Source organism: Caballeronia sp. 11_S32, assembly GCF_056930355.1.
In genome coordinates this window covers 300,747-314,151 of the sequence record NZ_JBXOWH010000005.1, presented here as the reverse complement: position 1 = coordinate 314,151, position 13,405 = coordinate 300,747, and the positions used below count along the sequence as shown (strand labels likewise).

Annotated in this window: 12 protein-coding genes; 2 read left to right on the top strand and 10 right to left on the bottom strand. The window is 62.5% G+C overall.

All coding sequences use genetic code 11. The features are described from left to right. Positions 1-60 precede the first annotated feature (60 nt). The 8 genes from AC1Z32_RS36050 to AC1Z32_RS36015 all read right to left on the bottom strand — a co-directional run bounded on the left by AC1Z32_RS36050 (position 61) and on the right by AC1Z32_RS36015 (position 8,682). Complete coding sequence (locus tag AC1Z32_RS36050) at positions 61-993, bottom strand: LysR substrate-binding domain-containing protein (RefSeq protein WP_483483645.1); 933 nt, start codon at positions 991-993, stop codon at positions 61-63. 87 nt (positions 994-1,080) lie between these two features. After that, entirely contained in the window at positions 1,081-2,082 is a 1,002-nt protein-coding gene (locus AC1Z32_RS36045; RefSeq protein WP_483483644.1) for a glycine betaine ABC transporter substrate-binding protein, read from the bottom strand. Positions 2,083-2,129: 47 nt separating this feature from the next. After that, complete coding sequence (locus AC1Z32_RS36040) at positions 2,130-3,245, bottom strand: quaternary amine ABC transporter ATP-binding protein (protein ID WP_483483643.1); 1,116 nt, start codon at positions 3,243-3,245, stop codon at positions 2,130-2,132. Then, entirely contained in the window at positions 3,238-4,125 is an 888-nt protein-coding gene (locus tag AC1Z32_RS36035; protein ID WP_483483642.1) for an ABC transporter permease, read from the bottom strand. Before AC1Z32_RS36035 ends, AC1Z32_RS36040 begins: the two co-directional genes overlap by 8 nt. Before the next feature lie 27 nt (positions 4,126-4,152). After that, positions 4,153-5,478, bottom strand: a complete 1,326-nt coding sequence (locus AC1Z32_RS36030) for an NAD(P)/FAD-dependent oxidoreductase (RefSeq protein WP_483483641.1) — start codon at positions 5,476-5,478, stop codon at positions 4,153-4,155. Positions 5,479-5,497: 19 nt separating this feature from the next. After that, entirely contained in the window at positions 5,498-6,391 is an 894-nt protein-coding gene (locus AC1Z32_RS36025; protein WP_483483640.1) for a dihydrodipicolinate synthase family protein, read from the bottom strand. A 4-nt stretch (positions 6,392-6,395) separates the two neighbouring features. Beyond that, entirely contained in the window at positions 6,396-7,895 is a 1,500-nt protein-coding gene (locus AC1Z32_RS36020) for an aldehyde dehydrogenase (protein WP_483483639.1), read from the bottom strand. 61 nt (positions 7,896-7,956) lie between these two features. After that, on the bottom strand, positions 7,957-8,682 hold the full coding sequence (locus tag AC1Z32_RS36015; RefSeq protein WP_483483638.1) for a GntR family transcriptional regulator: 726 nt from the start codon (positions 8,680-8,682) through the stop codon (positions 7,957-7,959). Positions 8,683-8,967: 285 nt separating this feature from the next. Here AC1Z32_RS36015 and AC1Z32_RS36010 point away from each other — a divergent pair, with 285 nt between their 5' ends. Next, complete coding sequence (locus AC1Z32_RS36010) at positions 8,968-10,197, top strand: M24 family metallopeptidase (RefSeq protein ID WP_483483637.1); 1,230 nt, start codon at positions 8,968-8,970, stop codon at positions 10,195-10,197. A gap of 52 nt (positions 10,198-10,249) precedes the next feature. Further along, positions 10,250-11,452 (top strand): formaldehyde dehydrogenase, glutathione-independent, encoded by a 1,203-nt coding sequence (gene fdhA, locus AC1Z32_RS36005; protein ID WP_483483636.1) that lies wholly within the window; start codon positions 10,250-10,252, stop codon positions 11,450-11,452. Positions 11,453-11,514: 62 nt separating this feature from the next. Here fdhA and AC1Z32_RS36000 read toward each other — a convergent pair whose 3' ends face one another. Continuing rightward, complete coding sequence (locus tag AC1Z32_RS36000) at positions 11,515-11,961, bottom strand: SRPBCC family protein (protein WP_483483635.1); 447 nt, start codon at positions 11,959-11,961, stop codon at positions 11,515-11,517. Positions 11,962-12,076: 115 nt separating this feature from the next. Further along, entirely contained in the window at positions 12,077-13,384 is a 1,308-nt protein-coding gene (locus AC1Z32_RS35995) for a glycosyltransferase family 87 protein (protein WP_483483633.1), read from the bottom strand. Positions 13,385-13,405 lie beyond the last annotated feature (21 nt).

Sequence of the window (13,405 nt, the reverse complement as noted above, 5' to 3'; positions counted from 1 at the left end):
TATTGGATTGCCGAAAGATGCCGTCAATGCGCTTTATTTTCGCGAATTCATTACTTTGAATTATGGCGTGACACCAGCTGCATGACGCAAAAGATCGATGAGCGTTTGAACCGTCGGCGTGAGGGTGCGGCCATTGGGCACGACGACATAGTAGGCATCGCTCAATGGAAGTGACGCGCTCGTAAGACGAACGAGTTCGCCGGATGCCAGATGCTCGTGAAGCAATCTGCCCCAGCCAAGCGCGACACCTTGCCCATGCCGCGCGGCCTGAACCGCGTCGTTATAGAGGCATGTTCGCAGACCATACTTGAGCTTCATCGGGCGCACGCCCATCGCGCGAAACCATTCTTCCCAGGTCAGCCAGCCTTCCGAGGTCGCGTCATAGGAGATGAGCGTGAGGTTGGCCAGTTCATCCAGCGAACCGGGCGCGCCATATTCCTCTTTCCATTCCGGCGAGCACACCGGAAACACTTCTTCATCGAACAGAAGATGCGATGTTCCATCGCTCCACTTGCCATTGCCCCACCGCACGGCAACATCGACTTCGTTATGGCGAAGATCGGCAGTGAACATCGTTGTCGTCAGCCGCAAGCGAAGATTGGGCTGAAGACGCTTGAGCTTCGCGAGACTCGGCATCAGGCGAAAATGCGAAAACGCGGCCGTGGTCGCCAGCACCATTTCCTCTTCTTCGATGCCCGTCGACAGGCGGTCGAACACACCGGCGATCTTGCCCATCGCTTCCGCAACGACCCTGTACAGCGCGTCGCCTTCGCTCGTCAACATGGTGCCGCGATGCAAGCGGTCGAGCAGGCGAACGCCGAGCAGTTCTTCGAGAAGCCGGATCTGGCGGCTCACCGCGGCCTGTGTCACGCCGAGTTCCACGGCAGCCTGAGTAAAGCTTCGCAGCCGCGCGACAGCTTCGAATTCGACCAGCGCCGTGAGCGATGGAATGAGCCGCCGATAGCCCTTCGCGCCGTCAGTCACTGCTTTCATCGTGAGCTTGCATGGTGATGGATGATTCGAACACGCTCCGGGCGGCGCGGCCATCGCGCCGCGCGCCCGAGACTCGTCACTCAGCCGTTACAGCGACGCCTTGATCTTCTCGGCTGCGGCCGGCGTAACCCACTTCGTCCAGACATCCTGCTTCTCCTTGAGGAAGCGCTTCGCACCGTCTTCGCCCGTCGCCTGGTTGTCGGTCATCCAGACCATGACCTGCTGAACGTCGGCGGTCTTGAACGAACGCGTGTCCAGATACTTCATGACGTCCGGGCTCGTCCGTTCCGCAAACGGCTTCGCGACCAGCGTGTACAGGCGTCCCACCGGCCATGCCGTCGGCTTCGGATCAGGACAGTTCGCCACGGTCGTGCAACGCTTCCATTCGGCCTCGTCGACGGGAACGCCCGGGTCGAGCTTCACCATCTGGTACTTGCCCAGCAGCGATGTGGGAGACCAGTAGACGCCGAGCCACGGCTGCTTGCGCTCGTACGCCTTGGCCAGCGACCCGTCGAGACCCGCCGCCGAGCCCGTATCGATGAGCCGGAACCCTGCCTGGTCGGCCTTGTATGCCTTGTATAGTTGCGCGGTATTGACCGTAATGCCCCAGCCTTGCGGGCCGTTATAAATCACGCCCTTTCCAGGGTTCTCCGGATCGGGGAACAGTTCCGGATGCTTGAGGGCGTCGGGAATCGTCTTGATCTCGGGGTGCTTATCGGCGAAGTACTTGGGGATATACCATCCATAGACCGCGCCTTCCTGAATCACCTTCGAGGCCATGACGATCTTCTTTGCATCGATACCCTGTTTCACGATGGCGGGCAGCAGATCGATCGCGCCTTCCGACACGATATCGGGCTTGCCCTTGTCGACCATCGAGGTAATCGTGGGAACGGTGTCGCCGATCACCATGTTCACCTGACAGCCATAGCCTTCTCCGAGAATCATCTTGTCGACAGCGGCTTCGAGTTCAGCGCTTTGCCAGTTCATGCTCGCGATGGTCACGTTCCCGCAACCGGCGGCGTTGGCTTGCGACACGCCGCAGAAAGCGCCGGCTGCGACAAGCGCCCCTATGAATTTCAGTTTCATGGCAGTTCCCTAAAAGTTGCGTTGGATTAAACGATCGACGACATCATTCATGCACGAGATGCCGCGCCCGGAACATCGGCGCATTCGCGCTCATCGGGAGGCACGCGCACCGCGTCGTGCTCTTCGTCCGGCGTGATGAGCGCGGCGGCGAGCTGGCGCAGATTCACGGTGCCCAAGGGGTGATTGCCCGAGCCGACCACGATCAGGTGCTCGATTGACGGCTCCCGGGTCAATAGCGAAATGGCGTCCTCGATGGTCGTGTCATTGGCGACGTGCTTGCCGACCGCCGCGACGCCGGATCGAAGCGGCGACATCACGCCATCGACACGCACGACGCGCCCGCGATTCACCTGCTTCACGAAGTTGGTCACATAGTCGTCGGCGGGGCGCAGCACGATGTCCTGTTTCGTGCCTTGCTGGACGATGCATCCGTCACGCAGAATCGCGATCTGGTCGCCGAGCCGGAGCGCTTCATCGAGGTCGTGCGTGATGAAGACGATCGTCTTGCGAATCTCCTTCTGCAAATCCAGCAGCACGGTCTGCATATCCATGCGGATCAGCGGATCGAGTGCCGAGTACGCTTCGTCCATGAGCAGAACGGGCGCGTCCATCGCCAGCGCGCGGGCCAGGCCGACGCGTTGCTGCATGCCGCCGGACAATTGATTCGGGTAACGCTGCTCGAAGCCCTTGAGTCCCACGCGCTCGATCCATCGCATTGCCGTGCCGAGCGACTCCTTTCGGGTCACGCCGCACACTTCGAGGCCGTAGATGACGTTATCCAGCACATTGCGATGAGGAAGCAGCGCGAACTTCTGAAACACCATTGCTGTTTGACGGCGGCGGAATTCGCGCAGGTCCCGGAACTTCATCTTGCACACATCGACGCCGCCGATCAGCACTTCGCCCGCAGTCGGGTCGATGAGGCGATTGATGTGCCGGATGAGCGTCGACTTGCCCGAGCCCGAGAGCCCCATGATGACCTGAATGGAACCGGCGGGAATATCCAGGTTGATATCGCGAAGGCCGAGCACGTGACCCGTCTGTTGCAACAGATCGGCCTTGGACAGACCGTTTTTCACTGCGTCGACGTAGGATGCGGCCTTGGGTCCGAAGATCTTGTAGAGATTCTGGATCTTGATGCCGCCTGCTTTGATGTCAGCCATGGACCACCTCCTGATGCTTTTGGAGCCGCTTGCCATATGCCTGACTGACCCGGTCGAAGATGACCGCGATGCCCACGATAGCAAGACCGTTGAAGATACCGAGCGTGAAGTATTGATTTGCGATGGCCTTCAGCACGGGCTGCCCGAGCCCTTGAACGCCGATCATCGCGGCGACGACGACCATGGCCAGCGCCATCATGATGGTCTGGTTCACACCTGCCATGATGGTCGGCAGCGCGAGCGGCAACTGAACCTTCAGAAGCCGCTGCCAGCCCGAGGAGCCGAACGCGTCCGCGGCTTCGAGAATGTCGCGGTCGACGAGGCGAATGCCGAGGTTGGTCAGCCGAATCATCGGCGGGATCGCATAGATGACAACCGCGATGAGACCAGGCACGCGGCCAATGCCGAGCAGCATCACGACGGGAATCAGATAGACGAAGCTCGGCATGGTTTGCATCACGTCGAGCACGGGATCGATCACTCTGCGCACCCGGTCAGACTTCGACATGAGAATGCCGATCGGCAAACCGATCACGATTGAGAGGAACGTGCATACGAAGATCATCGACACGGTGCGCATCGTGTCCTGCCACATGTCGAGATAGCCGATCAGGGCGAGGGTGACGAGGCAGCCTAGAACGACCTTCCAGTTGCGGCTCGCCGCCCACGCCACGACGAGAACGAGCAGCATGATGACAGGCCAAGGCGTCTGTGTCATGAAGCGCTCCGCCGTCATCAGGAACTGCTGCAGCGGCTGAAAAAAGCTGTCGATGGGGTCGCCGTATGCCGCCGTGAAAGCGCGGAAACCGTCATCGATCGAACGCTTCATATGAAGAAGCGATTCATCCTGCATATGCGGAAATTTGTTTAACCAGTCCATGTGTTCCTCCGTCATTCGGTTGATGCGTCACTCCACCCCTGCCGACCATTCCTTCATGCTGAGATTCGCCGTTGCGCCTATCGTCAGGAACGGCTGGGGCGGCAGCCGCTTCGGCGCGGCGAACCCCCTGAAGACCTGAACGAGCCAAGAATCCATGCCGAGCGCGGCTTCGGCGGCTGCTATGCCCGATGCGGTGGCCTTCGTCGCACCGACGCCATTGCACGCAATGGCGGCGAAGATGCCAGGCTCGATCTCTCCGAACACGGGCACGCCGTTCCAGGTCAATGCCATCGCGCCTGCCCATCGGTATTGCATCGGCACGTCTTTCAGCATGGGGAAGCGCTTCTCGAACTTGCGGTCGTGAACCCGGCCCGCTCGCGCGATCGCGCCTTCGCTCACCTGCATGCGCGGGTTGTAGGTGTAGCGCGAGCGAATCAGGATTCGATCGCCCTTCTCGCCCTCCACCCTGCGCACGGTCGTGCCCATCGGGAATGCGGGCGTGGCCGCCCATGAGCGTTGACCGCCGAGGCGCTTCGGATCGAACGCCTCGGTCATCGATGCGTAGGTGTAGACGTGCAGAAGCTGCCCACGGAATAGACCGAAGCTCTGAGCCTGGCCGTTGTTCGCGAGAATGATCTTCTTCGCCTTGACCTTTCCTTTCGGCGTACTAATCGCCCACGACACGCCTTGACGCTCGAATGACAATGCAGGCGTGTTCTCGTAGAGCTTCACGCGGCCACTGAACGAATCGGCCAGACCTCGTATGTAAGCAGCGGGCTGGATGATGACAGTGCCGGGCGTATAAATCGCCGATGTGAAGGAACGGGTTCCGGTCACGTCGGCAATTGCCTGGGCATCGAGAAGCCGGTACGGCTCCTTCACCTTGTCCAGCTGCTTCGCATAGGACGCGACGTGCTCGTCGCCCTGCGGACCGAGCGCCACGTTGTACTTTCCGCAAGGGTCGAAGATATCCCTGCCCCAGCCCTTCTCGTTCGCCAGGTCCCGCGCAAGGGCGATCGCGGTCCGATGAACCTTGATATCGTGCCGCCGCTCGTCGCTGCCCGAGCCGCCGTAGTCTTCCGACGATACCTCGTGCGGCAGGTCGATGATGAAACCCGAATTGCGTCCGGTCGCGCCTTCGGCGACTTCGCTCGCCTCGAGAATGACGACGTTGAGCCTCGGGTCGAGCTGAGACAGACGCCGGGCCGCCGAAAGCCCGGCAAAGCCGCCGCCGATCACGACGACATCCGCATTCACCGTGCCGTCGAGTGGCGGACGCGGCGCGCGGCGGGGCAGCATCGATACCCAGCCTGACTGGCCGAGATGCTGGGGGAGTTTGCTCGCTACGAACATGATCTCTCGCTCGATGTGTTCAAACCGTGCGCTTCTCGCGCTCGACGAGATCGCCGAGTGCGCTGCGCAGCGCATCGATCTTCCTGGCCGACAGGCGCGACAACGGGCGACGCGGATTGCCCGCGCCGTAGCCGGTCATTTCGGCGGCGGCATAAACGGATTGCACATAGTCGCCTTCCCAGATCAGGGACATGGCGGGCTCGAGCAGGCGCCAGAGTTCGCGGGCGTCATCCCAACGATGCTCCTGCGCCGCCGTGACGAACTCGGTGCATGTCTTCGGCGCGAAGTTCGCGCCGCCCCAGATGAGGCCTTTGACGCCCGCGTACATCGCGTAAGGCACGAGGGCGTCCGCGCCGTTCATCATGGGAAGCCCGGTGCGAATCAGCGCTGCCTGCTTCGCGAGATCGCCGCTGCTGTCCTTGACCGCGAGGAACTCCGGAATCTCGCACAGCCGGCGCAGGAGCGTCGGGGTGATCTCCACGCCCACTGCCTGCGGCACGTTGTATCCGATGATGGGAAGGCCGCCGCGCGCCACGGTGGAATAGAACTCGAAGACGCCGTCGTCATCGGTCGGGCCTTCGAAGAACGGCGGCAGCACCATCACGCCGTCAGCGCCGCAGTCGGCTGCATGACGCGTGCGCTCCACGACATCGTCGGCGAGCAGGGCCGACGTCTGCGCGATGATCCTCGCGCGCCCGCCGATCACCTTCGCACCGAATGCGACGAGCGCCTTCGATTCCTCCTGCGAAAGATAGACGTGCATGCCGGTGCCGGAACTCAGCACGAAGCCGCGAATGCCCGCCGCAAGATAGCGCTCGATCAGGTGTTCGAGGCGCGCGTGATCCGGCTTGCCGTTTTCATCGAAAGGAGTGCTAATTGCCAGATTGATGCCAGGGAAAGGAAAGTCTTTCATGTCTTCACTCTTCGTCGGTTGCGTTGTCGTTCAGATCGAGCCAGATGGTCTTGAGCTGCGTGTACTGGTCGTGCGCGTGAAGGGAGTTGTCGCGTCCACCGAAGCCCGACTGCCTGTAGCCGCCGAACGGGGTGGTGATGTCGCCTTCGCCGAACGAGTTCACCGTCACGGTGCCCGCCCGGATCGCGCGCGCCGCCCGCAATGCACGCTTCCCGTTTCCGGCGAATACAGAAGCGGCGAGCCCGTAGTCGGTGTCGTTCGCGATATCGATTGCCTGCTGCAGGCTGTCCACCGTGATGACCGTCAGAACCGGTCCGAAGATTTCTTCGCGGGCATGCTTCGCGTCGTTGCTATCGACATCGACGATGGTCGGATGCACGTATCGCCCTTCGCTCGTCTGACCACCGTAGAGCACCTTGATATCGTCGGAGAGATACGACGCGACCTTCTCGTAATGCTGCGCGGACACCAGCGGCCCGATGCGGTTCGCCGGGTCGAGCGGGTCGCCGACGCGCCATTCGTCGGCGAGCTTCATGATTCTGTCGAGCAGGGGCGCCTTGATGTCGCGATGCACGATGAGCCTCGAAATCGCCGAGCAGTTCTCGCCCATGTTCCAGAGGGCGCCATTGACGATATGCCCTGCCACCGCATCGAGATCCGTCGCGTCGGGCATCACGATGCAGGGATTCTTGCCGCCCATTTCCAGCACAATCTCCTTGAGATTGCTTTCCGCCGAATAGGAAAGGAAGCGCCGCCCGGTTTCGGTCGATCCGGTGAACGACACCATGTCGATGTCGCGATGACGGCCGATCGGCTCGCCGACCGCGGGACCCGTGCCCGTCACGACATTGAACACGCCCGCGGGAATGCCGGCTTCGAGCGCGAGTTCCGCGACGCGCATGGTCGTGAGCGACGTTTCCTCGGCCGGCTTCACGACGAGCGAACAACCCGCGGCGAGAGACGGGCCGATCTTCCACGCCAGCATCAACAGCGGGAAATTCCACGGCAGCACGAGGCCGACGACCCCCACAGGCTCGCGCACGATCATCGAGATGTGGTTCTCGGATGCCGGCGAAACCTGGTCGTAGATCTTGTCGATCGCCTCGGCGTGCCAGCGCAGCACGTTGACGGTTTCGGGAACGTCGACCGTCTGGCAATCGAAGATCGTCTTGCCGGCATCGAGACTTTCCATCACCGAAAGCTCGAGCGCGTTCTGCTCGATGAGACCGGCCAGACGGAGAATCGCCTGCTTGCGCTCGGCCGGGTGCAGCTTGGACCAGCGGCCGTCATCGAACGCGGCGCGCGCGCTTGCGACAGCCGCGTCCACGTCCTGCTTCGAACAAGCCGGCACGTCCGCCAGATGCTCGCCCGTCGTCGGATCGAACGTCGCGAACGTCTCGCCCGTTGCGGCGCCGCAAGCCTTGCCGTCGATGATGACGGACGTAGGCAGCTTCAACCCCCGGGCGATCTTTCGATACTCGGCCCTGGACAACAAATCAGTCATATCAGTCTCTCATCGACACAGGTTTTCATGAGGAACCGGACACGACGCCCGGTTCGGGAAGCTAAAACTCGATCGGCACGTTCACGCCTTCGGGCGCAACGTACGACGCCATGTTTCGCCGCGCCAGATAGACGTGCGCCCGCACGACCTCTCCCGCCGCTTCTGCATCGCGACGCTGGATGGCGTCGATGATGTCTTCGTGCTGCTGCACCGCTTCCGCGAGCTCCGCGTCCATGCGCTCGTCGCGCGGCTGATAAAACGTCTTGCCAAGCCGAGCATGGTCGATCAGCAACCGGCACAGGCTCGGCAGCAGATACGGGTTGTGCGCCATCTTGCCTATCGCGAAGTGGAACTGGTCGTTCCACAGCACGCGCTCTTCCACGTTGTCGCCTTCGACCGCCGCGCGGAATCCTTCCTGTATGCGCTTCAGATCGTCGATCTCCGCCTGCGTCGCGTGCGCCGCCGCCAGCTTGCTCGTCGCGACGTAGATCAACGGAGCCGCGAGGAAATAGTTGCGCAGCGAGTCGTAGTTCATCGACGCCACGCGCGCGGCACGATTCGCCTCCAGCTCGATGTAACCCTCCGCCGCCATCTGCCGCATCAGTTCCCGCACCGGCGGGCGCGACAGGCCGAACTCCTCGGCCAGCGCCACTTCGTCCAGCGACGCGCCCGGCGCCAGTTCCATGCTCAGAATGCGATGCCGCAAAGCCTGACCCAACGCGCCCTTGCGGTCCTGGGACGATGCCTGACCGTCCTCTCGTTCGATTTCAACGACACTCGCCTTCATGTGTCCTCCTGTTGCGATCATAGTGTGTCTACAAATTGTATTCGTCAAGACTTCAATGTGTCTAATGCGGGAAGTCACTGAGAAATATGCGTTTTCCGATTCGAGCCTGTGCGACCGGCCCCGCTGCGGATGCATAACCTAAAGTAATGCGGCCCGGAAAATAAAGCGCATTGACGGTGACTTGGCGCGAACGAATACTCGTCGCACAGCGAAGGCAGCCGAACCTGAGAGGCACCACCCACACCTCTGCAATCGCACATTAAAACTATTTCCAGGAGCACGAGTATGGCGGGCGAACCAGCCGTTGACGCAGGCAGCGCAGTCGAACCCGGCGGCAGAGAGGCGATTCTGCGGGACGTGAGGTCGTATCGGCTTGCACGGGTGCAGGAGCAACTCCTCAAGCACAAGATCCCGGCGATCCTTCTGTATGACCCGGTGAACATCCGTTACGCGACCGACACGTCGAACATGCAGGTCTGGGCGGGCCGCAATCCCGCGCGCTATGTGATGGTCTTCGCCGATGGCCGCATCGTCGCGTGGGAATTTCACAGCAGCGAGCATGTGTGGGACGGGCTGAACCTCGATGTCGAACTGCGCGGCGCCATCAGCTGGACCTTCTTCAATGCGGGACATGAAGCCGAGCGCCGCGCCGAGACCTGGGGCGCCGAGATCGTCGACGTGCTCCGCAAGCATGCGCCCGGCGACCGCGTGCTGGCCGTCGACCGGCTCGACCCGTTCGGCGCCGCCTATCTGGAAAAGCATGGCATCACCCTGCTCGACGGACAGGCGTTGATGGAGACGGCCCGGCTCATCAAATCGTCCGGCGAGCTCGTCTTGATCGGCGAATCCTTGCGCACCGCCGAGAAGGGCATCGAGCGCATGCGCAGCGAGCTGCGCCCGGGGATGACCGAGAACGATATCTGGGCCCATCTGCATTTCGAAAATATCCGGCACGGCGGCGAGTGGATCGAGACCCGGCTGCTCGCGTCCGGTGAGCGCACCAATCCCTGGATGCACGAGTGCTCTTCGCGCGTTCTGCAGGACGGCGACCTGCTCGCGTTCGACACGGACATGGTTGGGCCGAACGGCTACTGCTCCGATATCTCGCGCACCTGGCTCGTCGGCGATGGCCGTCCATCGGATGAGCAGCGCACGTTGTACGAATACGCCTATGCGCAGGTCCACTTCAACATGGATCTTCTGCGGCCCGGCATGACCTTTCGGGAGTTCTCGGAAAAGGCATGGAAGATTCCGGACCCGTTCGTGAAGAACCGCTACTGCTGCCTTGCCCACGGCATCGGCATGGTGGACGAGTATCCGTCGATCGCGCATAGCGTCGACTGGGACAGCGCGGGCTACGACGGCCGCTTCGAAGTCGGCATGACGGTGTGCGTCGAAAGCTATATCGGCGCGGATGGCGGCAACGAAGGCGTCAAGCTCGAGCAGCAGGTCGTGCTCACGGAGCACGGTTGCGTCCCGCTCACGACGTGCAGCTTCGAGACCGACTGGCTGTGACTTGCGTCTCGAAAAGCGCGTTGTCGATAACCACATCACATCAGGAGACGTCATGTCAGGAAATCGTGGAGTCGTTTATGTGGGGCCTGGGAAAGTCGAGGTGCGCGGCATCGCGTTTCCCGAACTCGTGGACCCGGCGGGCCGAAAAGCCAATCACGGCGTCATCCTTCGCGTCGTAGCGACGAATATCTGCGGCTCGGACCAGCACATGGTTCGCGGCAGAACAACGGCGCCGGCTGGCCTCGTGCTCGGTCACGAGATAACGGGTGAAGTGATCGAAGTCGGCTCGGACGTCACGACGCTGCAAAAAGGCGATCTCGTGTCCGTGCCGTTCAACGTGGCCTGCGGCCGTTGCCCGATGTGCAAGGCGCAAAACACGGGCGTGTGCCTGACCGTCAATCCGTCGCGCGCGGGCGGCGCTTACGGCTATGTCGATATGGGCGGCTGGATCGGCGGACAGGCCGAGTTCGTGATGGTGCCGTACGCGGACTTCAACCTGCTCAAATTCCCGGATCGCGACCGCGCCATGAGCAGGATTCGCGATCTCACCTGCCTCTCGGACATTCTGCCGACCGGCTATCACGGCGCGGTGACCGCCGGCGTCGGGCCGGGCTCGACGGTCTATGTCGCCGGGGCGGGGCCGGTCGGTCTGGCTGCCGCGGCGTCGGCGCGATTGCTGGGCGCCGCCGTCACGATCGTCGGCGATGTGAATCCCACGCGGCTCGAGCACGCGCGGCGCGTCGGCTTCGAGACCGTCGACCTTTCGGAAGACGCCTCGCTCGCCGACCAGATCGCCGGTCTGCTCGGCGAACCGGAGGTCGATTGCGCGATCGACTGCGTCGGCTTCGAAGCGCGTGGACACGGTCACTCGGGCTCCCAGGCCGAAGCGCCCGCCACCGTCCTGAACTCCCTCATGGAAGTCACGCGCGCCGCCGGGAAGATCGGCATTCCGGGCCTCTATGTGACCGATGACCCCGGCGCGACCGACGCCGCGGCGAAGCACGGCAGTCTTTCGGTGCGCTTCGGGCTTGGCTGGGCGAAGTCACATTCCTTCTTCACCGGCCAGACTCCGGTGATGAAGTACAACCGGAACCTGATGCAGGCGATTCTCTGGGACCGGTTGAATATCGCCGAGGTCGTCAACGTGACGGTCATCGAGCTCGATCAGGCGCCCAGCGGTTATGCCGAATTCGATTCGGGCGTGCCGAAGAAATTCGTCATCGATCCGCACGGCAGTCTGAAGGCCGCTGCGTGAGTCTTCGGCGGTTGGGCTCGCGTTCATCGCGCGCCCAGCCAGACGCGGCTTGCGGGCGAACGTCAGTCGGGAATCTCGGGTTCGACCAGTTTTGCCAGTTGATCCAGCGACTCCTGCCAGCCGAGATAGCACAACTCGACGGGAATCGCCTCGGGCACGCCTTCCTGCACGATGCCGAGCTCGGTTCCACAGGAGACCTGTCGCAACGAGACCGTCACTTGCATCTCGCCGGGCAGGTTCGGATCGTCGAAACGGTCCGTGTAGCGGATCTTCTCGAACGGCACCAGCTCGATGTACTCGCCGCCGAACGAGTGGCCGTTGCCGGTGCCGAAATTGCGAAAGGACATCTTGTGCGTGCCGCCCGTGCGTGCGTCCAGTTGATGGACCTGACAGGTGCAGCCGTAGGGCGGAAGCCACTTCACGATGGCATCGGGTTCGAGGAAGGCGCGGTAGATGCGTTCGGGCGTCGCGCGCAAGACGCGGTGGAGACGGACGGTGCCGGTAGTCATGGTGTGCTCACCTTTCACTGGATGAATTGGACACACTTCCACGACGATACATCGAAGCCGGAATCGACAACCAAGCGGGTCATGGAAAACCCCGAGGGCATGCCGAGCGGTCGTTTCAGGCTTCGACGCGCTCCGGGTTTGTTTCGAAGACCGGATCGATGTTGCCGGATGGGCGCGTGACATCCGGCAGACGCCCGCTCGTCCCGTCGCTGGAAGAATCCGCTGAGCCGTCACGGCGGCGTTGTTTTTCCGCCGATGCGCGACGCACCGCCACGAACAACAGCGAAGCGAACACGACCGGGCCGATGCCCGCATTCAGAAACCGGCCGCAGATATCGCCCAAGCCCGGATACAGCCACGCCACGCCCAGGATTTCGCGTTCCCACGGCAGCCACCCGTCCCGCAGCGCTTTCGCGGTGAGCAGCGCGATGGGCACGCCGAGCCACGCGGCATCGTAGTTGAAGAGATACGGGCTGATCATGCAAGTTCCGGCGACGAGCGCCGTCGCGCGCACGGCCAGATCGTCCGACTGTCGCCACACCCAGAGCACCGCGCCCGCGGCGACGATCGCCTGGCACGCCTGAGCCCCGTAGGCGGGCGCGAGGGGTACATGAATGGCGCGCAGGGTCGCGAAGAGGCTCGCCGTCTGCCACCAGGGCAGCGCACCGATCGCGAGAGCGCTGTTGGCGAGGCTCACGCCATCCAGGAAGGCCGGAATCGCGGCCAGGCCGAAGACGGCGATCGATATTCCCGTCAGCAGCAGCGCGGTGACGCCGGCGGCGATGAAGGCGGTCCACATTCCGGCGCACGCGAGCACGAGCGGAAACAGGATCGCCAGATGCGGCTTGATCGACAACATGCCGATGCATATGCCAGCGAGAATCGGCCGCTTGTTCAAAAGCAGCAGAGCGCCGAGCGCGAGAGCGGCGGTGATGCACGAATTCTGCCCTTGCGCCATGGTCAGCCAGATACCCGGAAACGCGAGAATGGGCAGCAAAGCGCCGCGCATCGGCAATACCTTGCGCAACAGCACGACGAAAACGGCGGCCGTGGAGACCGCGAAGATCGCATACGCAACCGGCGCGGGCAGCAGCGCGAACGGCCGCAGCAGCAGAAAGAAGTTCGGCGGGTAGAAGAACGGGCCGGGCAGCGGCAGGTTCGGTGAGATGTGCCGCGCGGCATGGGCCAACGCCGGGTACGAGTAGGCTTCGAGCGGTGTGCCGTCGAGCCATAGGCGCGACGCCGCCCAGAACGTCGCAAAGTCCATCCCGTTCGGCTGCCCATACAGCGTCCAGCCATACCAGGCGCAACGCAGCCCGTAGATCAGCGACGCCAGCAGGATCGTCCCGCAATACGCGCGCAAACGCGCCCTGTTGAGCCAGTGAGCCGTGGAGTCCGACACCTTGGATGAATTTTCGAGCATGGTTCGCCGTATATCGGCAGG